The 24,029-nt window shown below is 52.3% G+C and carries 17 protein-coding genes; 4 read left to right on the top strand and 13 right to left on the bottom strand.

Annotation, left to right across the window (positions count from 1 at the left end; all coding sequences use genetic code 11):
• Positions 1-13: 13 nt before the first annotated feature.
• From AAEY27_RS01350 to AAEY27_RS01320, 7 genes are all read right to left on the bottom strand, one after another.
• On the bottom strand, positions 14-1,012 hold the full coding sequence (locus AAEY27_RS01350) for a bifunctional helix-turn-helix transcriptional regulator/GNAT family N-acetyltransferase (protein ID WP_342323175.1): 999 nt from the start codon (positions 1,010-1,012) through the stop codon (positions 14-16).
• Between the two features lie 100 nt (positions 1,013-1,112).
• On the bottom strand, positions 1,113-2,090 hold the full coding sequence (locus AAEY27_RS01345; RefSeq protein ID WP_342323174.1) for an AEC family transporter: 978 nt from the start codon (positions 2,088-2,090) through the stop codon (positions 1,113-1,115).
• 446 nt (positions 2,091-2,536) lie between these two features.
• Entirely contained in the window at positions 2,537-2,971 is a 435-nt protein-coding gene (locus AAEY27_RS01340; RefSeq protein ID WP_342323173.1) for a type IV secretion protein Rhs, read from the bottom strand.
• A gap of 1,720 nt (positions 2,972-4,691) precedes the next feature.
• Positions 4,692-5,087 carry an Imm50 family immunity protein gene (locus AAEY27_RS01335; protein ID WP_342323172.1) on the bottom strand — a complete coding sequence of 132 codons (396 nt, stop codon included), beginning with the start codon at positions 5,085-5,087 and terminating at the stop codon, positions 4,692-4,694.
• A gap of 13 nt (positions 5,088-5,100) precedes the next feature.
• Positions 5,101-9,597 carry an RHS repeat-associated core domain-containing protein gene (locus tag AAEY27_RS01330; protein WP_342323171.1) on the bottom strand — a complete coding sequence of 1,499 codons (4,497 nt, stop codon included), beginning with the start codon at positions 9,595-9,597 and terminating at the stop codon, positions 5,101-5,103.
• Positions 9,598-9,599: 2 nt separating this feature from the next.
• On the bottom strand, positions 9,600-10,019 hold the full coding sequence (locus tag AAEY27_RS01325) for a DcrB-related protein (protein WP_342323170.1): 420 nt from the start codon (positions 10,017-10,019) through the stop codon (positions 9,600-9,602).
• Positions 10,019-11,941 carry a type VI secretion system Vgr family protein gene (locus AAEY27_RS01320; protein ID WP_342323169.1) on the bottom strand — a complete coding sequence of 641 codons (1,923 nt, stop codon included), beginning with the start codon at positions 11,939-11,941 and terminating at the stop codon, positions 10,019-10,021. The genes AAEY27_RS01325 and AAEY27_RS01320 overlap by 1 nt, the downstream gene beginning before the upstream one ends.
• Before the next feature lie 519 nt (positions 11,942-12,460).
• On the opposite strand from AAEY27_RS01320, the gene AAEY27_RS01315 reads away from it, so the two are divergent.
• Positions 12,461-13,165 (top strand): GNAT family N-acetyltransferase, encoded by a 705-nt coding sequence (locus AAEY27_RS01315; RefSeq protein WP_342323168.1) that lies wholly within the window; start codon positions 12,461-12,463, stop codon positions 13,163-13,165.
• A gap of 52 nt (positions 13,166-13,217) precedes the next feature.
• Here the strand turns inward: AAEY27_RS01315 and AAEY27_RS01310 are convergent, their stop codons facing one another.
• From AAEY27_RS01310 to AAEY27_RS01300, 3 genes are all read right to left on the bottom strand, one after another.
• Positions 13,218-14,330, bottom strand: coding sequence for a phosphoserine transaminase (locus AAEY27_RS01310; protein ID WP_342323167.1), 1,113 nt, complete (start codon positions 14,328-14,330; stop codon positions 13,218-13,220).
• 12 nt (positions 14,331-14,342) lie between these two features.
• Positions 14,343-15,581, bottom strand: coding sequence for an ATP-grasp domain-containing protein (locus AAEY27_RS01305; protein WP_342323166.1), 1,239 nt, complete (start codon positions 15,579-15,581; stop codon positions 14,343-14,345).
• A 306-nt stretch (positions 15,582-15,887) separates the two neighbouring features.
• Positions 15,888-17,078 carry an NAD(P)/FAD-dependent oxidoreductase gene (locus AAEY27_RS01300; protein ID WP_342323165.1) on the bottom strand — a complete coding sequence of 397 codons (1,191 nt, stop codon included), beginning with the start codon at positions 17,076-17,078 and terminating at the stop codon, positions 15,888-15,890.
• 231 nt (positions 17,079-17,309) lie between these two features.
• Here AAEY27_RS01300 and pitA point away from each other — a divergent pair, with 231 nt between their 5' ends.
• Entirely contained in the window at positions 17,310-18,806 is a 1,497-nt protein-coding gene (gene pitA, locus AAEY27_RS01295; protein WP_342323164.1) for an inorganic phosphate transporter PitA, read from the top strand.
• 99 nt (positions 18,807-18,905) lie between these two features.
• Here the strand turns inward: pitA and uspB are convergent, their stop codons facing one another.
• Positions 18,906-19,241 carry a universal stress protein UspB gene (gene uspB, locus AAEY27_RS01290; RefSeq protein ID WP_342325426.1) on the bottom strand — a complete coding sequence of 112 codons (336 nt, stop codon included), beginning with the start codon at positions 19,239-19,241 and terminating at the stop codon, positions 18,906-18,908.
• A 389-nt stretch (positions 19,242-19,630) separates the two neighbouring features.
• Between uspB and uspA the strand changes: the two genes are divergently transcribed.
• On the top strand, positions 19,631-20,068 hold the full coding sequence (gene uspA / locus AAEY27_RS01285; RefSeq protein WP_007369617.1) for a universal stress protein UspA: 438 nt from the start codon (positions 19,631-19,633) through the stop codon (positions 20,066-20,068).
• Positions 20,069-20,145: 77 nt separating this feature from the next.
• On the opposite strand, the gene rsmJ is transcribed toward uspA, so the two are convergent.
• Complete coding sequence (gene rsmJ / locus AAEY27_RS01280) at positions 20,146-20,898, bottom strand: 16S rRNA (guanine(1516)-N(2))-methyltransferase RsmJ (RefSeq protein ID WP_342323163.1); 753 nt, start codon at positions 20,896-20,898, stop codon at positions 20,146-20,148.
• 3 nt (positions 20,899-20,901) lie between these two features.
• Positions 20,902-22,944, bottom strand: coding sequence for an oligopeptidase A (gene prlC / locus AAEY27_RS01275; protein WP_342323162.1), 2,043 nt, complete (start codon positions 22,942-22,944; stop codon positions 20,902-20,904).
• A 205-nt stretch (positions 22,945-23,149) separates the two neighbouring features.
• Here prlC and AAEY27_RS01270 point away from each other — a divergent pair, with 205 nt between their 5' ends.
• Positions 23,150-23,992: a 23S rRNA (adenine(2030)-N(6))-methyltransferase RlmJ gene (locus AAEY27_RS01270; RefSeq protein ID WP_342323161.1), complete on the top strand. Its 843-nt coding sequence runs from the start codon at positions 23,150-23,152 to the stop codon at positions 23,990-23,992.
• Positions 23,993-24,029 lie beyond the last annotated feature (37 nt).

The following is a 24,029-nucleotide window of genomic DNA, read 5'->3' as shown; positions in this document are numbered from 1 at the left end:
CAAATTTGCTGCATTAGACGAGGGATTTGGTCAGCACGTCAAACAGTAGCCCCGGCTGGGTCGGGATGCCGAACCGCGTATCGTCAGTGGGAAACGGCTCGGTTTCGCCGGTGCGGCGATAGCCACGGCGCAGATACCAGGCGATCAGCGAATCGCGCACTTGCAGCACGGTCATCTGGGCGGTTTTACCGCCGCGCAACCGGCACCACTGCTCGGCCGCCGCGAGTAAACGCCGACCGTATTGCGCATTTTGCAGCGACGGCGTGATCGCCAGCGAACCGAGATACCACACGTCATTTTCCACCGGTTCGACCCACACACAGCCGTTAATGCCGTTGGCGGTTTTCCACACCAGCACTGTCGCATGGGGTTTATCGGCCAGCTCCTCGCGCAGCGTTTGTTCACTCATCCGTTCGCCATCAAGCAGACCGGCTTCGGTTGTCCAGCCCGCTTCCTCGCCACCGCTGCGGTAAGCGCGGTTCAACAACGAGACGACAGCGGGTATTTCATTTTCCGCCATCGGGCGCAGATCGAGGTTGATATAACGCTCGCCCCGTTCCGGTAAAGAGCGCTCGGCGAGCCGCTTTTCAATCTGCGTGATCTGCTCAATAAAATTGCCGGAAAGCCCGGCGGTCAGTTCCTGAACCACATTGCCCAGCAGCGGCCATGCCACCTGTTCACCCTGCACAATGGCCGTTTTGCCCGCCGCCGTTAAGCGGATGAAGGTTTTTCGCCGGTCGTTATCTTCGCTTTGGCGGCGAACCAGCCCAGCGCGGATTAACCGATTGATGCTGCTGGTCATGGCAGGCTGGCTAACTCGCGCGTAACGCGCCAGTTCGCTGATGGTCAGGCCGGGCTGCTTATCCAGCACCATGAGCACCGGGTACAGCCCGGGAGGAACATGAATCCCGGTATTTTGTACCAGCGCGCTGGCCTCCGCCTGCATCTGCTCGGCAAGCCGTTTTAAGCGGCTGCCGAGAAAGGCGTAGGGCATATCAGAAAGAATATCCATTAGTCACCTTTTGAAATATATAACGGGTTATATAGTTGGTTATTTATACAAAAACCGGGTGAATGAATGCAAGAGGTCAGCGAAAAAAGCCAGATTATCCTTAGGGCCAATCGGGATAAAAATGGCCCATCAGGATCATAAACAGCGGCGTGGTGACTGTTGAAAGAATGGTGGAAAGCAACATGCTGGTGGCGGTTGCGCCTTGTAATACGTGGAATTTTTGCGCCATCAGATAGACATTCACTCCGACCGCCATCGACCCTAATAACACCACCACCTGGCTCTCTTCGCGCGGCAGATGCAGCAGATACGCCAGCAACCAGATAAGCCCCGGCATCAAGACCAGTTTCAACAGGCCGATGGCGCTGCTTTCGCGCAGACCTTTGCGGATTTGATAGCGCGACAGGCTCATGCCCAGCGTGATTAAGGTTAAGGGTGCGGCGACCTGCGCGACCATGCCGATGGGGCTAGCGAGAAATTGCGGCACCGGGCGGTGCAGCGCGAAGCTCCAGATAAAACCGGTGAAGATGCCGATGATAATGGGGTTTCGCAGCACACTGACCAGTGTTTTTCCGATGCCGCGCAGAGAGAAGCTGCCGTTTTGCGCCCACTCCACCGACACGGTGACCAGCGTCCATAAAATCAGGCTATTAAACACCAACACCAGCGCCACCGACGCGAGGCTTGTGGGACCAAGCAGGATAATGGCGACGGGGATGCCGAGCATGACATTGTTGGAGAAGATGCCCGCCAGGCCAAACACTGAGGCGGAGATGGAGTCCAGGCGAAAGACGCTTTTCGCCACGATGCGCCCAATAATGTAGATAACAAAGCAGGTGCCGAAATAGGCGATCAGCAGACGGACATCCACCGGCGGGCTTTCATAGAACTTGCTCATGACGTTGAACAACATGCAGGGGATCGCCACGTTGAAACAGAAGCGGTTTAGCCCTTCGTTAACCGATTCCGGCCAACCCGCGAAGCGTCCCAGACAGTAACCTAGCGCAATCAATAAAAAGAGCGGCGCAGAGAGCAGCAATTGCTGCGCGAGTTGCGCGAAAAATTCAGCCGTGTCCATTGTTTTCCTTGTTGTTATTTTGCCGGATGGCGCATTGATCGCCGGGTCGAACTGTAAGTATCCCATTTCTCAGTCCAGATGCAGACCCTGGAGCGCAGGTTCTGCGGCGTATTCCACGCGGCAGAGACACTTTCCCGCCGGGGCCGTTCAGCTCCGTGTGATACCAGTTAACTTCCGCATGCTGCCCGTGGCTGTCGATACGCGCCAGCGGCTTATGGCTGTTTTCTGAGTGCCATAATTAGTGATTATCAGTTGGCTGAGAGGGATAGTTTAATGTTACTTTCTGGTTTTTGTAGCTTGCTTATATCAGAAGACATCTTATCGTGCCTCTATTTAGCGCCCTTCGTTGCATATTATTCGAATGCCAAAAATATGTTTTTAAAAGGCAAAAGCCGAAAAAATCCGACTTAGCATTTTAAATTTACCTCTTCGAAAAAACTAGCTGGCTAATTTGGAAATCCGAAATCGACATAAGCCTCGGAACTCACTACCAAACACCATTTTTTTTCTTTATCGAAGAAATAATGATGCTGAGGAATATTTTTGATAACTAAATCAAGAAAAGAATAGAATAGAGAGGGTTCAATATGCACCGAAAAATCCAGCGACGAGTCATTAATGTAATAAATTTCATCGCTATTATTAATTTCACTATCTATATCGCTAATAGAAATGAATTCTTTTATTTGGTCAAGCCAATTATTGTACCCGCCTTTTAATTCTGAGCTTTTGTGCGCTTTCACTGTAGACCAACGTATTTTTGACCCAACCCACTCAAAAGAACGTGATAATTCATCAGCAACCTCCCCCCAGTCATCAACTATTGCCTTGCAACCACACAATTGAATCACTTGTTCTTTAATTTCTTCATTCAAGGTCATAGTATTTCTCTCCAGGGTTTAAATGGAAAATAAAAAGAGTCCTGAAGGTTAGACGCGATGATATCAATCGAAAATCTATCATGAGTTTTACTGATGATTTTATCAATTAATTTTCACACAATGATGTCATTCACAATAACTTTATCAAGAAATATTATGCTTTCATCATTTACAACAACATCTTTTATACTTCCAAAATTTTTAATTATTATAATCTAACACCTTCTAAGGAACGCTGAATTTTATTATTTTGATTTTCAGAAACAGTATAATGATTATCATAAAAAATCACAAATCGCTTTTACTGAAATTTATCAATGAAACATGCAAAGCTATATTTGAATATATAAATTTTATTCGCATTATAAATACCTAGTCACAAAAACTTTGAGCTCAACATTAATGATATTAAGTTTTTCTAAAAACTGCTAGGTGACATTAAATAAAACCCTTCTCATCAGAACACATCTCCCCCTAAATTTATTTTATTTCCTAACTTTACATTTCTAAAAATATTAATATTCTCTATTTTATCATGGTAATGACGAGTGATATTTTTCAATAACATAAGTATGTGTTTTTTTTCGCTTAAGATCCTTATCACTTATTCTCATAATAAAGTTTTTTATTACACCATTGTAACTTGAAATTACCCTATACTAAACATTTTAGAATTATCCATTCCAACATCATTGACCCACCTGGCAGGATATAATCAACATTAAAAATAGAATACTGCTTACACATCCAAGCAACTTCAAAGTTGAATTACATTAATCATACATATTCATCCTAATCCTAACTGCCATTTCATCAATCAAATAATAAAGCAAAAAGTAATCTCAAGTCTGCTTTCGGCTTTGTTTTATTAATCGCCGCTGACCCTTATATAATCTATTTTTCTTCCTTTAATTAACTCACTAATTTCATTAACCTTATCCTCACTAATTGAATTTTCTTCACAAATATTAATGAACTCGCTAATAAATAAAGCTGCTTCATTTTTTTGAATAAACAATCTGCACAATACTAGTCTTTTATTTTTCGTAACTGTTTAAAACAACTCCATCTTGTAGAGTTAGAAAAGATAGAAGAATGCAACGACTCACTGATTTCTAACTGAAACAGTTTATCTTCACATTTTATATGTAAACCCAACGACATGAAGTACCTCATAATATTAATACTGACTTCAACACCGCCTGTTATTTTGATTTTTATTACAGCCATTTCTTTGGGGAATCAAGATAAACTCTCCGTCAGGCTGTCCTTCAGGTTCATATCCTGAGTCAAAACTGAGCCTCATCAAAGCATAGAAACATTCAATATACACTTCAGTTGGTTGGATGTCATATAAACCATTGAACCAGTCGTCCAATATGTTGAAACCTTAAAATCTTGAATCTTCGCTTATCTATTTATACTCATCTAATTGACGATATTTATTCCACAACAAATAAAAAGTAAAAAAATTAATTAAAAAGATCATTATATTAACTATTTTTATTTGAACCAAATTAGTGAGTTTTTATTTATTATGACCACCAAAATTCATTGGGTTTATGTAAAATATAAACAGCCATATCATATTGGAAACATTGGTTTTTCTGCCTGCATCATATGCAAGGCCTATAAAAACAACCATCAAATCTTCCGATACTAAATACCAGTAGCGGAAGATATTGCTTGAGCGAATAAAACCAATGAGATCCTTATCGGATCATTTCCATCTTTGATCTAAATATGGCTCTATCGAATCTATAACCATGACTTCTGCTGATAAACTCAACCGAAAATTTTTTCTTTCATCTTCTATTTTCGCAAAAATTACATCCCCCGTGTTCTCAATTATAGGAGAACATTCAAATCCAATGCGCGATCCCACCATATCGAATTGAATTAAGCCTATAAAAGATAAAGTTATTGACAATCCATTGAAATTATTTATTTTCCATTTTTCTGGAACTCTTGAAGGTATATTTCTTGAGTTAAAGCACAATCTTACTTTTGACTGGTCATAAAATTGAAAACTTTCAAATTCAATATTATCTAGAGCTAATTCATTGTTGAACATGAATTTAATTTTTTCTTTGCCATGCGCAGTATCAAACCACATACAATATTCCTCGCTAGTACTCATAATGGTCATATGTTCCGTGAACAGAACCGTTCCTCATGCCATCTCCAGTTATAGGATTAAATGGCCGCGGATTAAAGTGTGCCCCTTGATTTCCTGGCGTTCCCGGAGGGCCGTATATATGACCAGCAGAATGTTCTTGAATAACTATTTTTGAACCATCATGCTGTGCAAAATGATACTCCCTTGACTCCAAAACATTAAAATTATCATCTTTTATAGCGTGTCCATCTCTATCTGTTAGCTGAACTTTCTTCACAGCAACTGGCTGTTGTTTCATTGGTATACCAGCATCCCTTTTGGCGGCTCTCAGCGCAGCTTTTCTTGAAGGATATCGTGCATTGCAGCCAGCCAACCCCAACGGATCCACCCACACCAGCGGATCCACGACATACGTATACGTGTTCAACCCACCCAGCAGCCCTATCGGGTCCATCTGGGTGTAACATCCGCCGCTCGGGTCGTAGTAGCGGAAGGTGTTGTAATGCAGGCCCGTTTCACGGTCCAGGTACTGGCCCTGGAAGCGCAGGTTCTGCGGCGTATCCCACGCGGCAGAGGCGCTTTCCCGCAGGCTGCGGCCCCAGGCCGTTGATGCCCCGCGCCATACGGTGTCGCCGCTGCTGTCGGTGACGCTTTCCGGCAGGCCGTTCAGCTCCGTGTGATACCAGTAAACTTCCGCATGCTGCCCGTGGTTGTCGATACGCGCCAGCGGTTCATAACTGTTTTCAGTATAGACATACTGCACTGACGCATCCGGATTGCTGTCGCTGCTTTCACCCACCATATGCAGACCGGACCAGGCGTACTGTGTGCGTTCAGGTTTGCGGGCGTGGCGACGCCAGACCTGTTTTTCCGTGCGGCGACCGAGCGCGTCGTAACGGTATTCGGCTTTCGTGAACTCCGTATCGCCATCAATGATGACCTGGCTGATACGGTGCTCGTCGTCATAGCTGTAACGCTGTGTGACGCCGCGATGAGCGTCATGGCGCTCTGTCATGCGGCCGAATCCGTCATACTCCCGGCGCACGCCGTCGAGGCGCCTCAGCAGGTTATTCCACACCGGCTGTAAATCCGGCGTTGTGCGGTTATCCGCCGCGTCGTACCAGAAACGCTCTTCCCCGCCAGGCTGCATGCTTTTTGTCATGCGGCCTGCGGCATCGTAGCCCCACAGCGACTGACGGTACTTCTCTGCCGGGGTCGCCGGTGCGCCATCGGTGATCATCCGGCGGATTATCTGGTCGGCGCGATCCCACTGATAGCGGCGCTCAAAGACCAGACGCTGGCGCGCATTGTCTGTGCAGTGGCGCTGCGTAATGCGCCCGGCGATGTCGTACTGCGTTTCCAGATCCAGCGCGCCCATCGTGCGGTGCGTTTCCCGGTGCAGCTTATCGCGCTGATAGCTGGTAACGGGCAGTGTCTGGCCGCCAAACAACAGCTGCATCTCCAGCAGATGCCCGGTACCGTAGCGCAGGAACTGCAACTGACGTCCGTCCGGAAAAGTGGTGGCACTCAGGTTACTTAGCACGTCGTACTGGTGTTGATACTTACCGGAATGATTCTCCTCGCTCACCAGATCGCCGAGTTTGTTGCGCTCAAGGACAATGAGTTCGCCATTCTCCGGCTCACGCATCTCAATGACCGACTGCCGCCACTCGCTGTAGGCATACCGGCGGATTTCCGTCGCCAGCGCGCTGTAACGGTACTCGGTGCGGTGCTGCCCGGTTTCCCGCGCCGTTAAGCGTCCGATGGTGTCGTATTCATAATTCATTACCTGCGGCGGCAAACTGCTGCCACTGGCGGGATGGCGCACCAGCGTGGCGACCTGCTGCGCGGCGTTGTAGTGATATTCCGTCCGTCGCCCGGCGTAATCGTACTGGCGCGACAATAGCCCGGCTGGCGTGTAGTCGAAACGCCAATCCTGATTGTTGGCATTGGTCAGCGTCACCAGGCGACCCGCGCGGTTGAAGCGAAAACGCGTCACATGCCCGGCAGGATCGATGGCTTCCGTCACCTGGCCGCGCGCATTGAGCGTCACTTTCCGCTCGCTTATGCCGTCAATGCTCTGACCGCACAGCAACCCGGTGTTGTTGTAGCGGAACAGCGTTTCCCGGCCGTCGGCGCGGACAAACGTTTGTAGACGTGATGCCGCGCTCCAACGGTAGTGTTCGGTGTTACCCAGCGGATCGGTGGTGAGTATCAATCGCCCGGCAGCATCGTACTGGCGGCGGCTCTGGTAGCCGGAGCAATCCTGTTCGCGGATCAGTTGCCCAAGCTCATCCCACCAAAAGCGGTGGCTGTTCTCCAGCGCATCAATGCGCAGGGTTAAGTCACCCTGGCCGTTCCACTCGAAACGGGTGACGCCGCCTTCTGGATCGGTCAGCGCGACCACATCGCCCGTCAGGTTGTATTCGTACTGCCAGACAGCGCCGTCCGGCAGCACCTCTTTTAGCGGGAAATCATAGAGCGGATGCCAGGTTTTCATTGTCGCGCGATCCAGCGGGTCGCGCTCCAGCATCATGTTGCCGCGTTCGTCCCAGGCATACTCCCAACGTCCGCCGTCCGGCTGCACAACGGCCAGCAACTGTTCGGATTTTCCCGCCCAGTTAAACTGCCACTTGCCGCCATGCACATCGGTATAGCGCGTGATGCGATAGATCTCATCCCAGTGATGCTCGCTGACCACACCTTCATCGTTACTGACTCTGGCGTAACGCTTTGTTTCATCGGCGTCGATGCGCCACTTTTCCAGCACCGCGTCTTGTTCGTCATGGACCTGGTAAGCGCTCACGCGCCAGTGGCGAGAATCTACAGTGGGTCGCCATTGATAATGCACCGTTAAGCCCGTTGAAAAACGGTGCCAGGCCAGCATATCGCTGGCGCGATCCCAGCCAAACTGGCGGATCACGATATCGTCGGCGTCGGTAACAGCGATCAGTTGCCCCTGTTCGTTATAGCGATAGGAAACCAACAAATGGCGCGCGCCTTCGTAAATCTGATAAACCGCGTTTAAGCGCTTGAACTGCGCTTCGTATTCCAGCTCGACATCCAACGCTTCGTTATCGCTGGAGATGCGCACCAGTTGCCCCTGTTCGTTCCAGCTAAAATAGTGGGCATTTTCGTGGCGGTCATATATGCGGTGCATGCGCCATTCGCCGGGACGAGTAGGGTCCGGTTCATAAACTTGATGCTCGCCTTCGCCAGTCTGAATCACCATCGCGCCGTTTGGGCTGGAAAATAGCTTCAGGCCATCTTCCGGGAAGACAATCATATCGCCACTCAACACTTCACCCAGCCCCAGCTCACGCCCGCTCATATCCCGGAAGATCAACTGGTTATCAGGCAGGCGATAAAGCCGTGTTTCGAACGGCAGCATCCAGCCGGTGCCTAACATGCCAGTGACGCGGTTACGGCTGTTGTAGATGCGCTGCCAGTAGAGCGGCATGCGGTCCGGCAGAATAAAGTCGAGATCGTCTTCTTTGGCGAGGATTTTTGCGCCGCTGGCAATGTTCACCGGGTAGGCGGTATTCGCCGCGCTGAGCACCGTCGCGGAGATGATCTCCGAAGCAGCGATGCCGCCGAGCGGACAGATGATCTCTTTTAAAAGCCCGCGCACAAGCATGCGTTCACAGGCCAACCGGGCCAGGCGCGACAGCAATCCCAAACCGGCGCTGCCCAGTATGTTCCCCAGCAGATATGCCAGCTGGTTTTTACCGCTGCGAATATCGCGCACCGTAATGGTCTCGCCGCCAATGCGCACGCGCGGGTTCTCGCTGACTTTGATTTCGGCTTCGCAGGTACTTTTCTCACCATTGCGCGCCGCAGGTTGGTTATTGATTAAGACGGTTCTCGAACCTTGAGCGACAAAGTTGCTGCTGGTGACCGCATGGCCTTTTTTACAGTCAACGTTATCTTTTGGCATCGGTGAGGCATACGGGCTGGCGCTTTCTACTGTCGGTTGCGTTAAGTCATCCCACAGGTTCGAGCCCCACTTTTTCATATCGTCCAGGGTGAGATGGCTGGCGCGCTCGGCAACAGAGAGTAAAGCCGCCGTAGGGTTCATTGCGGTTTTCATAACCGCAGCCGCGCTCGCAAGGGCTAACGCGCCCATCGCCGCCCAGTCGATACTTTCGTCATCCGGCGCGGCGGCGAGGCTGTTCAAATAATCGCGATCCACGGTTGCGGCGGCGCGCGCCGCTTTTTTGCCCATGATATGAACATCGTCCGATCCGGAGACGATTTGCGCATCCGGCGGCCCAGGGTCTATCAGGCTATCGACCAGATTTCCGGCCGCGTTACCAACGGCTTCCAGCCCACCGCTGAAAATCAGCCCGGTGACAACCACTGCGGCGACAATCGGGCCTGCGAAGAAGCTCACAGCGGCCGTCACGCCAAGCACGATCGCCCCTTCCACCAGCCCGCCAACAAAGTCAGCCAGCGCCGAGCTGTGAATCAGCGGGTCGTCAATACGGGCTGCGATGTAATCCGTCATCCTTACGCCCTCAACTGCAATCCCGATTTAATCGACACCCAGAACGCATCAGCGTCGGCATTAAACGGTTCTGTACGGCTGAAGGTCAGCACCAGCAGATGATTCTCAACGCGCGTAACGGCGAGTTTTTCATACACCATGACATGCTGGTTTTCGAAGCGCAGCGACACTTCGCGAGCGGGCAGACCAGCAATGTCGCTGTCGTCAACATCGCCCATCACCACCTTTTTCATGCTGCGTTTGACCTTCGCCAACTGCTGGTTGATGAAGTTTTCATCTTCGTCGGGTTTGATATCCCACGCGCGCGTGACGACCAGCGTCGCAGCAACGTTTTTGAATTTCAGCACATTGATGCTGCGATCTTGGTACGCGTCCGGCAGGTTAAGGACGCCTTCAGAAAGTACAAACTGCGCCGTCGTCATTATTTATCCGTCCCTTGATTGAATACTTTTTTTACCGCGTCCTGGATTTGCGCAATGGTTGGTTCAACTTCCCCAGCTTCTTTTGGTTTTGTGATATTTAAATCCAGCAGACCGCCCGTATTGATTTCTCCATGCCCCGACGCGTCAATGGAGAAGTTCACGCACTGGAGCGTGACAGTCCCGTTGGCACCCAGCGTAAGCGCCGATTTACCCGCCACCAGCATAATGCCGCTGTCGGACGCCTGCACAATGGCGCCCTGCACCTTCTGGGTAAACCCGCCGCCGACCACCTGCTCGTGAGACAGTTGCGTAGCCTGGAAGTGTTTGCCCGCCACAGTACCCGTATGATCGCGGGTCACGTTAACGGTCTGCGAACCGCCTACGCTGCGTGTTTCGTCATTTTTAACGTTGGTATCAAGATTGCGTTCGGCCTGAACCCACACCTGCTCTTCGCCCGCTTTATCTTCAAAGCGTAGGGCGTTGGCGTTATCCACTGAACCGTCTTTCGAACGGCTGAGAAAACCCATTTGCGTGGCGGCAGCAGGCAGCGCCCACGGCGGCATGCTGGCTTCGTTATACACGCGCCCGGTGATAATTGGCCGGTCCGGATCGCCATTGATAAAGTCGATGACCACCTCATCGCCAACGCGCGGAACCTGCACCCCGCCGAAGCCCTGGCCGGCCCACGCACTTGAAACGCGGACCCAGCAAGAGCTGGTGTCATCGCCCTTCGCCAGTCTGTCCCAATGGAATTTCACTTTTACCCGGCCGTAGCGATCCGTCCAGATGCTTTCACCCTGCGGACCGACGACGCGCGCGGTTTGCGGGCCATATGTGCGTGGCCAGGGGGTTTGTTGTGCGGGTCGATAAACCACCGAAGAAGGAATCACGCTGAAATCGATGCGGTGAACGGTTTCGCTGTCCGCGCCGCTGGCATAACGGTTTTCTTCGAAATTGTAGTGCGCGGCGGTGACCAGATATTCACCGTTGTCGTTAAAGAAAGCGGCATTGGTGAGTTGAAATGTGCAGCCAGGCACAATGCCGACCGCCGTCGCCGTGCCTTCGATTTGTTGATGTTCAACCTGCCAGCGCTCCTGGCGGATGCGGGCGTAAAACTCACCGTGACCGTGTTCAACAAAGCGCCCCGGCCAGTCGTAAACATCAATGGTGCCCGGCGACGGGGAATTCGGGTTTTGCCGCGCCTGGAAAAGCCAGGCATTGGGTTTGCGGAAATCGTAATCATCCAGGCTGTACAGCCCCGGTGTCACGCTGTCCTCCAGCGCCCATTGGCTGATGCCTTCTTCGTCGGTGCTGCCGCCCGATGGCGTCTGGTGATAAGGGATAAGTTCATAACCGCTAAAGGGTTGATGCTGGGTCACCGCATCGGTCAGCACCAGTGTGTGTTTGTCCGCATCGTGGCGAAAGTGATAGGTGATCCCTTCCAGTTCCATCAAGCGGCTGATGAAATCAAAGCTGCTCTCCTGGTACTGCACGCAGTAATCCCAGGTGCGGTAACTGCCAGTCAGCTTATCTTCCAGGTTCACCTGGTATTCACCGAGCAAAGTTTTGACGATTTGCGGCACCGTCTGCCCCTGGAAAATACGCAGGTTGCGGTCACGTTTCATCGGCCACAGATCGGGCTCGACGGTGAGTTGGTAAACGGCGTAGCGCGTACCTGTGAGTTCGACGGCGCTCACCGCAACACGGGTGATTTTGCCATTGAGATAACGGCTGCCTGACAGGGTTTGCGTCGGAAGGGTGACCGTGACCGGTTTGCCGAGCAATTTGCTGCGGTCCATTCGTGCGTCAGTCCCGAGCAATTGCAGGTTAAACGCAAATGCCTCGGACAACGCTTCTCGACCAGAGATTTTCCAAAAAAGCAGTCCTTCGGCGGGTAACTGAACAGTAATACGATTGCTCATAAATCGGATCCTGACATAAACGGGCCACTCCGGGCACGTCCCTAAGTTTAACGTTGCGGATAAAGCAAAAAGCTACCGCACGAATTTTGTTAATGAAAAGACCTTTATTGTCTGATTATTCGGCGAAAGAAATGCCAGGAATTATCCTAATCCGCCGTAATTTGACCGAAAAAAACGTCATATTTTAGTAGGTTAAATGCCCGCGACAGCAAAAGGCGAAAACTTAAGTCAAATTTCACACGCTGTGTAATTTGACTTATGGTGAGTTGCGATTGTGTTATTCCCGTTGAGCCGAGTCAATTGACGTATTAATCGTTTCGCGAGTGTTCTCGCATTTTCACGTTAATCCTGCGACACCCGAGAAGAAAAACGGTATAAGTTTTTTGCCCGGCATCATTTATTATTCATGACTTAAATAAAACTAACCATTATATGCCTACGGCATTCACCCTACAGATATTTAATTACCATTTAATAGAACTTAAGCCGGATTAAATTAGTAAACATCAGGAGGGGATAATGGAGTTTTTTAATCAGTATGGTCAGCGTATCGGGCAAGAGTTTCCCGAGTGGACCAAAAGGCCGTTGCCGGAAAAAATTTACCTTAAAGGGCGTTATTGTGATGTCGTCCCGCTGGTTGTCGATCATGCCGAAGATCTCTTTCCGGAATGGCAAAGTATCGATGATGAACGCGACTGGACCTACCTTGGCGATCACCGACCCGCAAATATGACCGCGTGCTACGCCTATTTACGAAACCTGGCGGCACATCCTGAACGGATTTATTTTTCGGTGAAGGATAAAGCTGACGGGAAAATAAAAGGGCTTTTCTACGTCGGCAAATTCGATCCCGAAAACGGCTCTTTTGATATTGGCGACGTGAACTGGACGCCATTAATGAAAAGAACGCGCATGAGCACCGAGAGTCTTTATATTGTGCTGGCGTATTTCTTTGATCAGCTGAAATATCGAAGATGTGAATGGAGAACAAGCAGTTATAACACGGACGCTATTCAATCCGCGGAACGAATTGGCTTTGTGAAGGAAGGCGTCCTGCGCGATAAAAAGATCCGCAAAGGGCACCTGAGCGATATTACAGTCTTCTCAATCACCCTGCGGGAATGGGCTGGCGTCGCATCAATGATGAATGGCTGGTTGCACGAAGATAACTTTGATCACCGGGGTCGCCAGGTGCAAAAACTGGCGTCATTTCGTCGCTACTGATAACGCCATGCGCTGATCTTCTCATCAACGCATGGCAGCAAAGTTGAATGCATTACACTTTCGCGTGCTGCTTAAAGCGGAAATCTTCCATAAAGTCGCACAGTTTCTCTACGGCTCCGGGTGTCAAAGCGTTGTAGATGGATGCCCGGACGCCGCCGATGGCGCGGTGACCGCTGAGGCCAGCAAAACCGGCGATCGCCGCTTCGTGAAGGAACTTCTCTTCCAGCTTAGCCGTCGGCAGCGTGAAGGCGGCGTTCATATCTGAGCGGAATGCGGCATCGCCCCAGTTGCGATAAAAACCGTCGCTACCGTCGATCATGCTGTAGAGCAACGCCGCTTTTTGCTGGTTGATACGCGCCATGTTTTCCAGCCCGCCAATGTCATTCAGCAGCCAGCGGGTCACCAGGTACACCACATAAATGGCGAATACCGGCGGCGTATTCAGGTTTGAATGCGACTCTACCTGTCGGCGGTAATTCAGGAATGATGGCAGGTTATCCGGCGAGCTTTGCACCACGCTGTCGCGCACCAGCACAATCGTCACTCCGGCCGGGCCGATGTTTTTCTGCGCATGAGCATAAATCAGCGAGAACTTCCCGGCGTCACACGGTTTGGAGAGAAAGTCTGAAGACATATCGCAGACGCGCGGAACATCATCGCGACCCAGAATACGATCGAATTGCAGGCCTTCGACCGTTTCATTCGACACATAGTGAATGTAAGGCGCATCGGGGGAGAAATCTAACTCTTCATCCGTTGGTAAGCGACGGTAGCCGTCCTTTTCACCGCTCCAGATAACGCGCACTGGGCCCTCGCGCATCGCTTCGGTGATGACTTTGCGGCTCCAGTAGCCGGTATCAAAATATTCGGCGGGGTGCTTTTTCCCGCGCAGCAGGGTCATCGGCACCATTGAAAACTGCTGCGTTGCGCCACCCTGTAAAAACAGGATGTGGAAATCATTGGGCAAACCCAACAGCGTGCGGATATTGTTTTCGGTTTCCCGAACCACATTCTCAAACCATGCCGAACGGTGGCTAATACCGAGGATCGACAATCCCACTTCCGGGACATTAATAATCGCCTGCTGCACCTGGTTTAAAACAACGTCCGGAAGTGCGCCCGGCCCACCGGAAAAATTAAGGGCGTTATTTGGATTTAATGACATTTCTTCTTACTCTCATTCTTTATCGTCAAGCGCTTTACCGGCGCGCTGGAATAACATTTCCCGCATCGCATTTTTCACTTTCAGCATGTGAACCTGCTTATTCGGGAACATGACGTCATCGTCCATCGCATGGACCACCATCGCCGGGTCAATCTCAAAAATCAGCAACTTGCCATCCTGCGTTTCTGCGCAGTCGATACCGATATAGTGCAAACCGGTGCGCTGGCTAATGGCGTCCAGCGCTGCTCGATGGCGCTCGGCGAAGTCGGCGAACTCATTGAAAAAGCGGGCTTCCTGCGCGCGCTTATCGGCATCTTCATACATCCCGGCGTTGACGTAATGAATCATCCAGTGCGCAGAGACGCCCATATGGCAGGCATAGGGTTTGCCGTCGATCAGCACCACGCGCATTTTGCGAAACAGGCCGTCGCTGCCGCTGTAATCAACGAAACGCGAGACAAAAAAAGCCTCGCCTTCGGTTTGCGCCAGATAAAGCGCCACCTCGGCAGCCGAGTCGATTTTTTGCAGGCCGTGACCACCGTGGCTACCGACCGGGCGCACGATAATGGGAAAGTCGTGCTCCTCTACAATCTCAGCCAATATTTTCTGCCCGCCAGCCACCGCCTGTAACTGCTGGCGGGAAGTATGCAATGCCGGGCAAATCAGCAAACCAGGCACATTTTGCAGTAGCAGGCTGGCGTTATGGCGCTCGGAAGTGGACACGCTTTTGGGTGGGTTTAGCACCGGTTTTGGCCAGCCGCACAGGGCAAACGCGAGGCGCAAAAGCACGTTTTCCTGCTCATCACTGGCGCCAATCGCCACCATCACCACATCATGTTCTGGGATCGGCGCAGTCAACGGGTTGTCGCTATTTGCATCGACATAGTAATAAAGCAGGTCGATATCGCTGTTTTCTAACAAGCAGTCGAGGGGAATATTCGCCGAAAGGTTGCCAGGCACCATCAACATCAGTAGCCGTAGCTTTGGCGTCTGACGCGCGGGCCAGTGGTAGACGCGCTGCATTGCCAGCGCTTGTTCCTGGATTTGTAACCCCAACGCTTCGTGTTTCAGGCTCATCATCGCGGTGGCGAGATTCATCCACAGAACGGGAGCATCAGGGTTATTTTGTGCTTGCGCGATCAGCTCCTGGGTTATCGACGAAAAATCGACACCTGCGATGCTCATGCGCAAAAAAGGGGCCATGCCAAGAAATTGCGCCGACGAGAAGTCCGGTGCGGTCGTTAGGGTCATTTTTATTATTCCTGCTTGTGCTGTGCATACCCCTTATGATGCGACAAATCACTGGCAGGCAATCCGACGATTAACGGCATTAGTTATCGTGATAATTAAGCGTAACCTACGGAAATTAATAGAGTTATTAAGTATAAATGACGGGTGAATAGAGGAATTGCCTCCGGAGTATGAAGGCAAAATATAGAGAAATTATGGAGAGGAAAAACGCGCGGCAGAAAAAAGAAGAAACGCGGTAACTAAGGCAGATTTTTAGCGCTGAATTTACGGTTCGCCGCGCTTACTGAAAAGATTCTGCTACGCGTTTTATTCCGCTAATGCCTGCGCACACGCCCAGGCGCTCGACCACGCCCACTGGAAGTTATACCCGCCCAGCCAACCGGTCACATCCATCACTTCACCAATGAAATAGAGCCCCGGCACATTGCGCGCTTCCATGGTGCGTGACGACAGTTCATGGGTATCCACGCCGCCGAGGGTCACTTCCGCGGTACGGTAGCCTTCGGTGCCATTCGGCTGAACACGCCATTTGGTCAGCGTATCGACCAGCGTTTCCTGCTCGCGGCTATTAAGCTGCTTAAGCGTGACGTCCGGGATCTGCCCAAGCTGTTGCAGGCACTCAACCAACCTTTTCGGCAGTTGCATGCCAAGCGTGTTTTTCAGGCTTTGGTTCGGATGCGCGTCGCGCTGCTGGTTGAGGAAACTTTCCAGGTCACACTCCGGCAGCAAATTGATGCTGACGAATTCGCCCGGCTGCCAGTAACTGGAAATTTGCAGAACCGCTGGTCCCGACAGGCCACGGTGGGTAAAGAGCAGATTTTCGCGAAAAACCGTGCCGTTTTCAGCGGTAATGACCGACGGCACAGAAACGCCTGACAGCGTTTGCACCTGCTCTAGCAGCGGCTTATGCAGCGTAAACGGCACTAGCCCGGCGCGGGTCGGCAGCACTTTCAGGCCAAACTGCTCGGCAACTTTATAACCGAAAGGCGATGCGCCCAGCCCCGGCATCGACAGACCGCCGGAGGCAATCACCAGTTTCGCCGCCTGCACGCTGTCGCCGTTCAACTGCAACGTGTAACCCTCTTCAGAACGTTCAATATTGAGGACTTCACTGCGCAGGCGCTGCGTCACGTTGCCTTTTTCGCACTCCGCCACCAACATATCGACAATCTGCTGCGCGGAGTCATCGCAAAAAAGCTGCCCCAGCGTCTTTTCGTGCCAGGCAATGCCGTGTTTATTGACCAGATCGATAAAATCCCACTGGGTATAACGCGCCAGCGCGGATTTACAAAAATGCGGGTTTTGGCTGAGGTAGGCCGCAGGTTCGACATACAGATTGGTGAAGTTGCAGCGCCCGCCGCCGGACATCAGGATTTTACGGCCCGGTTTTTTACCGTTATCCAGCAGCAACACGCGGCTGCCCGCCTGCCCTGCCATTGCCGCACAGAACATCCCCGCCGCACCGGCACCGACTACAATGGCATCAAACCTTTCCACACCTGCACCCTCAATTGAAAATCGTCGCGGATTGTAAAGAGTTCATGCTGGTCGCACCAGAGCGCAGATGTGCGAAAAGCAACATAACATTGAAAAATATAAGATAATTTTAAAACTTAAGTGGATTGTAAGAAATAATGTCAAAAAAAATACATATTTCACTTTGCCCACGCTGCCAATGTCCCTGATAATGCGCGGCGTTCGTGTCCCCAATAAATGGCTTAACGACCTATGGTACATTTGTTTGCCGGCCTGGATCTGCATACCGGGCTATTACTCTTGCTTGCTTTGGTTTTTGTTCTGTTTTACGAGGCCATTAACGGCTTCCACGACACTGCGAATGCCGTTGCAACTGTGATTTATACACGCGCTATGCGTTCTCAGCTGGCGGTTGTGATGGCAGCAGTGTTTAACTTCTTCGGCGTTTTGCTGGGCGGGTTAAGCGTTGCGTATGCCATTGTGCATATGTTGCCAACCGATCTGCTGCTTAACGTTAGCTCCGCCCATGGCCTGGCAATGGTCTTCTCCATGTTGCTTGCCGCCATTATCTGGAACCTTGGCACCTGGTATTTGGGTCTGCCGGCTTCCAGTTCCCACACCCTGATTGGCGCGATTATCGGTATTGGTTTAACCAATGCGCTGATGTCCGGTAATTCCGTGGTGGACGCTTTAAATATCCCAAAAGTGCTGGAAATCTTCGGTTCGCTGATCCTTTCACCGATCGTCGGTCTGGTGATTGCGGGCGGCTTGATATTTATTCTGCGTCGTTACTGGAGCAACACCAAAAAGCGCGCGCGTATCCACATGACGCCTGCTGAACGCGAGAAGATCGACGGTAAGAAAAAGCCGCCGTTCTGGACGCGTATCGCGTTGATTATCTCCGCCATTGGCGTGAGTTTCTCCCACGGTGCGAACGACGGTCAGAAAGGTATCGGCTTGATTATGCTGGTGCTGATTGGCGTTGCGCCTGCGGGCTTTGTGGTGAATATGAACGCTTCCGGTTACGACATCACCCGTACGCGTGATGCCGTCAACAATGTGGAAACCTACTTCCAGCAACATCCGGCGCTGCTGCAAAAAGTGACCGGTGCGGCGCCAATGCTGCCAACACCGGAAGAAGTGACTACACAGCCGGGCGAGTTCCATTGCCATCCGGGTCGCGCAATCAGTGCGCTGGACCGCGCGAAAGCGATGCTGACGGGCATTGAGAATTACGAACAGGTTCCGCTGGAACAGCGTGGTCAGTTGCGCCGCATCATGCTTTGCCTGTCCGATATTACGGATAAAGTGGCGAAGCAGCCGGATGTCAGCGCGGACGATCAGCGCCTGCTGAAGAAACTGAAAGGCGATATGCTCAGCACCATTGAGTACGCGCCAATCTGGATCATCATGGCCGTTGCGCTGGCGCTGGGCCTGGGGACGATGATCGGCTGGCGTCGCGTCGCGACCACTATCGGTGAAAAAATCGGTAAGAAAGGCATGACGTATGCGCAAGGGATGTCCGCGCAGATGACCGCCGCGGTGTCCATCGGTCTGGCGAGTTATACCGGCATGCCGGTTTCCACCACGCACGTGCTGTCGTCTTCTGTTGCCGGGACAATGATTGTCGACGGCGGCGGTCTGCAACGCAAAACCGTGACCAATATTCTGATGGCCTGGGTCTTTACCCTGCCGGCATCGATTATTCTGTCTGGCGCGCTGTACTGGATTTCACTGCATCTGATTTGATGGGGTGTGTCGCACAATAAAAAACGGGTCAGGAAACTGACCCGTTTTTTTATCTCCGAAAGAATTGCCTGATGGCGCTTCGCTTATCAGGCCTACAACTCAATGCCAAATCAACAACGCAATCAAACTCACCACCACCAGCCCGCATAATGAGCTGGTCAAAATGAACTGACGGCGCACTCGCTCACAACGGCGGATAAACTCGTCATCATGATGATCGCGATAGCGTTGCCCGTAGATGTACCAGACCAGCCGCATTTGTTTGCTGGGTTGCCCGTGAGAGGTGAAAAATCCGCCGCCATCCACGTACTGATAAAGTAAGGGGTCACAACCACGAAGTACCACTAACAATGCGCGAAGCGATGAGTAATAACGCGCCATGTTAACCACACACACCACACATAAAGCCCAGAACAGTGCAACAGTGCTGATCACCATATCCCCTCCCCGGCGAGAGCCCACAAGGACTCACGCTCCTGGATACCCAACCGAGTCAGACAACGAAGAGTGTTACCAATCGCCGGACGGGGCAGCTGCGCAGGCGGTGTTCCGTACGGTTTATTTATAGTGTAGGAGATCACTTTATTTTTTTGCCAGCAACGAAAGCATCATCTATGCATCTGGTTGTAAATATTGCTTAAGTGAATCGTGATCCAGGCGGATTGACGGTGCCAAAAGAGCGTTATAAGGTAGAAATATCTTCTACAATGAGATCCTTAAGGCCGGGCGCTACGCTCACGTGAAACGCAGGATGCGAGCGCAGTGCAACAGCATCAGGGTTTCAACCCCGATGGTCATCGACAACTTATGGAAGGAGTAACACTATGGCTTACAAACACATCCTTATCGCCGTCGACCTTTCCCCCGAAAGTAAATTGCTGGTTGAGAAAGCAGTATCCATGGCGCGTCCTTACAACGCGAAAATTTCCCTTATACATGTCGATGTAAATTACTCCGATCTTTATACAGGCCTGATTGATGTGAATCTCGGCGACATGCAAAAACGCATCTCCGATGAAACGCACCAGGCGCTGACTGAGCTTTCCACCAACGCAGGCTACCCGATTACCGAAACCCTGAGCGGCAGCGGTGATTTAGGGCAAGTGCTGGTCGATGCGATTAAAAAATACGATATGGACCTGGTGGTTTGCGGTCATCATCAGGATTTCTGGAGTAAGCTGATGTCGTCCGCGCGCCAGCTGATTAACACCGTTCATGTCGATATGCTGATTGTCCCGCTGCGGGACGAAGAAGAGGATTGATGCCTCGTGAGCGAGCGGCGTAAAAACCGCCCGCTTCGCAACATCACAACCCGGTACGCGCAACGCGGCCGGGTTTTTTATTCCCCGGAACCGGGGTAGATATCAAAACGATGGCTTTTGGTGACCACCGCCGATTGCGTGGCAATACCCGCCAGCGGCGGCGCGTAATCCGGGCGTTTCACCACCACGCGCTTAATGGCTAACTGCCGCGCAGGTTCCAGCAAACCATCGGCATCCAGATCCGGGCCAACCAGCGACTGAAAAACCCGCATCTCCTTTTTCACCAGTGCGCTTTTTTGCTTATGCGGGAACATCGGATCGAGATAGACCACCTGCGGGCGCGGCGTGATGTCCGCAAGCCCCGTCAGGCTGGAAGCGTGAATCAGCTGTAAGCGGTCGCGCAGCCACGGGCCAATTTCCGCATCCGCATAACCGCGATGAAGGCCATCTTCCAACAGCGCCGCCACTACCGGGTTGCGCTCCAGCATTCGTACCCGGCAACCCACCGACGCCAGCACAAACGCATCGCGGCCCAGCCCCGCCGTGGCATCCACCACTTCCGGCAAGTAACTGCCTTTGATGCCAACCGCTTTGGCAACCGCTTCACCGCGTCCGCCGCCGAACTTGCGCCGGTGCGCCATTCCGCCCGCCACAAAGTCGACAAAAATGCCGCCGAGTTTCGGTTCATCGCGCTTGCGCAGTTCAAGGTGCGAAGGGGTGAGCACCAGCGCCATCAGGTTGTCGTCATCCTGCTCCAGCCCAAAACGGGCCGCAAGAACAGATAAGGCACCGTCTCCGGTGCCTGTTTCATTGAGCAAACAAATCTTCAAGATTTAGCCTTCGATACCGTAATGCTCAAGCATCGCGTCAATCTGCGGCTCACGGCCACGGAAGCGTTTGAAGAGATCCATCGGCTCTTCCGAACCGCCACGGGTCAGGATGTTATCGAGGAACGACTGCCCGGTTTCGCGGTTGAAAATCCCCTCTTCTTCGAAGCGGGAATAGGCGTCGGCGGCCAGCACATCGGCCCACAGGTAGCTGTAATAACCCGCCGCGTAGCCACCGGCAAAGATATGGCTGAAAGCATGCGGGAAACGGCCCCACGACGGGCCAGGCACCACGGCGACCTGGCGTTTGATTTCTGCCAGCGTTTCGAGGATTTTCGCCCCTTGCTCCGGGTTGAACTCTGCGTGCAGGCGGAAATCGAACAGGCCGAACTCCAGCTGGCGCAGGATAAACATCGCCGCCTGGTAGTTTTTCGCCGCCAGCATTTTATCCAGCAGTTCTTGCGGCAGCGGTTCGCCAGTCTCGTAATGACCGGAAATGAACGCCAGCGCTTGCGGCTCCCAGCACCAGTTTTCCATAAACTGGCTCGGCAGTTCGACCGCATCCCACGGCACTCCGCTAATGCCCGCCACGCCGGCGGTTTCAATCCGCGTCAGCATATGGTGCAAGCCGTGACCAAATTCGTGGAACAGGGTGATCACTTCATCGTGGGTGAACAGCGCCGGTTTGCCGCTGACCGGGCGGTTGAAGTTACAGGTGAGATACGCCACCGGTTTTTGCAACGAACCGTCGGCTCTGCGCATCTGGCCGACGCAATCGTCCATCCACGCGCCGCCGCGTTTGTTTTCGCGGGCATAGAGATCGAGATAGAAGCTACCGCGCAATTCGTTGTTTTCGTCATACAGCTCGAAGAAGCGCACATCCGGGTGCCAAACATCAACATCTTTGCGCTCTTTGGCGGTGATGCCGTAAATGCGTTTCACCACTTCGAACAGACCGTTAACCGCGCGGTTTTCCGGGAAGTACGGGCGCAGTTGCTCATCGCTGATGCTGTAAAGATGCTGTTTCTGTTTTTCGCTGTAGTAACCGATGTCCCACGGTTGCAGCTCATCGACACCAAATTCGGCTTTGGCGAACGCGCGCAGTTGCGCCAGCTCTTTTTCACCCTGCGGGCGCGCACGTTTAGCGAGATCCGTTAAGAACTCCAGCACCTGCGCCGGGTTTTCCGCCATTTTGGTGGCCAGCGATTTAAAGGCGTAGCTTTCAAAGCCGAGCAGTTGCGCCAGTTCATGACGCAACGCGAGGATTTCGGCCATCACCGGGCTGTTATCCCATTTACCGGCGTTCGGCCCCTGGTCGGACGCGCGCGTGCTGTAAGCGCGATACATCTCTTCACGCAGCGCCTGGTTGTCGCAATACGTCATGACCGGCAGATAGCTTGGAATATCCAGCGTTAACAGCCAGCCCTGCTGTTCTTTGGCTTCGGCCTGCGCTTTGGCGGCGGCTAAGGCGCTTTCCGGCATGCCGGACAGTTCCGCTTCATCCGTCACCAGTTTGGTCCAGCCCATGGTGGCATCGAGCACGTTATTACTGTAGATGTTGCCGAGTTCAGAAAGACGCGCGGCAATTTCGCCATAACGTTGCTGTTTCTCTTTCGGCAAGCCAATGCCGGACAATTTGAAGTCGCGCAGCGCGTTATCAACGGATTTTTTCTCCGCCACGCTCAGTTCGTCGTAATGGGAGCCTTCACGCAAATCGCGATACGCGTTATACAGCCCTTCGTTCTGCCCAACCCAGGTGCTGTACTCCGACAGCAGCGGCAGGGTTTGCTCGTAGGCTTCACGCAGTTCCGGGCTGTTTTTAACGGAGTTCAAATGGCTGACCGGCGAAAAGAGGCGACCAAGACGATCATCGACTTCCGCCAGCGGCTGGCAAAGATTCGCCCAGGTATACGGGCCGCCCTGCCCGACAACACTTTCTACCGCGCTCCGGCAATCGCCCAGCGCCTTCGTTACCGCGGGGACAACATGTTCTGGAAGGATCTGAGAAAACGGCGGGAGTTCGAAAGGCGTCAATAAGGGATTGGTCATATGCGCAGTCCTTGAAATGGGTGAATTAAAGCGCACGACGGCGCTTTGCAATGTTGTCTAGGATGGGGTTAAGTGTAGGAGATTTCAATGGTGGGCGTTGCGCTTAACCGGGTATCGCTGCAATAAGCGGAGCGTTCGGCGGCAATCTGCCGCAATCTGCGATAGACTGTGCGCCATCTCGTTTATTTCTGGAATCTCCGTACCCATGCTCAGTTATCGCCACAGCTTCCACGCAGGCAACCACGCCGACGTTCTCAAACACACCGTTCAAAGCCTGATCATCGAAGCGTTGAAAGAAAAAGAGAAACCGTTTCTCTACCTCGACACCCATGCGGGCGCGGGGCGCTATCAGCTTTCCGGCGAGCATGCGGAACGCACTGGCGAATACCTGGAAGGCATCGCGCGTATCTGGCAGCAAGACGATTTACCGTCCGAACTGGAACCTTACATGAACGTCGTGCGTCACTTTAACCGTGGCGAACAATTGCGTTATTACCCCGGTTCCCCGCTGATTGCCCGCGAACTGCTGCGTGAGCAGGACAGCCTGCAACTGACCGAACTGCACCCGAGCGATTTCCCGCTGCTGCGCCAGGAGTTCCAGAAAGATGAGCGTACTCGCGTTGCGCGCGCCGACGGTTATCAGCAATTAAAAGCCAAACTGCCGCCGGTTTCCCGCCGTGGGCTAATCTTGATTGACCCGCCGTATGAAATTAAAACCGACTACCAGGCCGTGGTCAGCGGGATTCACGAAGGCTACAAACGTTTTGCCACCGGCGTTTACGCGCTGTGGTATCCGGTCGTTTTGCGCCAGCAAATCAAACGCATGCTGCGTGACCTGGAAGCGACCGGCATTCGCAATATTCTGCAAATTGAGCTGGGCGTGCGCCCGGACAGCGATCAGCGCGGTATGACCGCCTCCGGTATGATTGTTATCAACCCGCCATGGAAGCTGGAAGCGCAAATGAACGCTGTGCTGCCCTGGCTGCACAGCAAACTGGTACCAGCCGGTATCGGGCATACGTTGATTACCCAGGTCGTCCCGGAATAATCGCAGCCATTGGTGGAACCTTTCAGGCCGCGCGCTA

This window comes from Kosakonia sp. BYX6 (genome assembly GCF_038449125.1).
GTDB classification, from domain to species: domain Bacteria; phylum Pseudomonadota; class Gammaproteobacteria; order Enterobacterales; family Enterobacteriaceae; genus Kosakonia; species Kosakonia calanthes.
Note: the sequence above shows the minus strand (reverse complement) of the source record. Positions and strands in the feature narration are given on the sequence as shown.

Coding starts and splice junctions, on each gene's coding strand:
- AAEY27_RS01350 (WP_342323175.1), bottom strand. CDS start 1,012: ATGGATATTCTTTCTGATATGCCCTACGCCTTTCTCGGCAGCCGCTTA.
- AAEY27_RS01345 (WP_342323174.1), bottom strand. CDS start 2,090: ATGGACACGGCTGAATTTTTCGCGCAACTCGCGCAGCAATTGCTGCTC.
- AAEY27_RS01340 (WP_342323173.1), bottom strand. CDS start 2,971: ATGACCTTGAATGAAGAAATTAAAGAACAAGTGATTCAATTGTGTGGT.
- AAEY27_RS01335 (WP_342323172.1), bottom strand. CDS start 5,087: ATGTGGTTTGATACTGCGCATGGCAAAGAAAAAATTAAATTCATGTTC.
- AAEY27_RS01330 (WP_342323171.1), bottom strand. CDS start 9,597: ATGACGGATTACATCGCAGCCCGTATTGACGACCCGCTGATTCACAGC.
- AAEY27_RS01325 (WP_342323170.1), bottom strand. CDS start 10,019: ATGACGACGGCGCAGTTTGTACTTTCTGAAGGCGTCCTTAACCTGCCG.
- AAEY27_RS01320 (WP_342323169.1), bottom strand. CDS start 11,941: ATGAGCAATCGTATTACTGTTCAGTTACCCGCCGAAGGACTGCTTTTT.
- AAEY27_RS01315 (WP_342323168.1), top strand. CDS start 12,461: ATGGAGTTTTTTAATCAGTATGGTCAGCGTATCGGGCAAGAGTTTCCC.
- AAEY27_RS01310 (WP_342323167.1), bottom strand. CDS start 14,330: ATGTCATTAAATCCAAATAACGCCCTTAATTTTTCCGGTGGGCCGGGC.
- AAEY27_RS01305 (WP_342323166.1), bottom strand. CDS start 15,581: ATGACCCTAACGACCGCACCGGACTTCTCGTCGGCGCAATTTCTTGGC.
- pitA (WP_342323164.1), top strand. CDS start 17,310: ATGGTACATTTGTTTGCCGGCCTGGATCTGCATACCGGGCTATTACTC.
- uspA (WP_007369617.1), top strand. CDS start 19,631: ATGGCTTACAAACACATCCTTATCGCCGTCGACCTTTCCCCCGAAAGT.
- prlC (WP_342323162.1), bottom strand. CDS start 22,944: ATGACCAATCCCTTATTGACGCCTTTCGAACTCCCGCCGTTTTCTCAG.
- AAEY27_RS01270 (WP_342323161.1), top strand. CDS start 23,150: ATGCTCAGTTATCGCCACAGCTTCCACGCAGGCAACCACGCCGACGTT.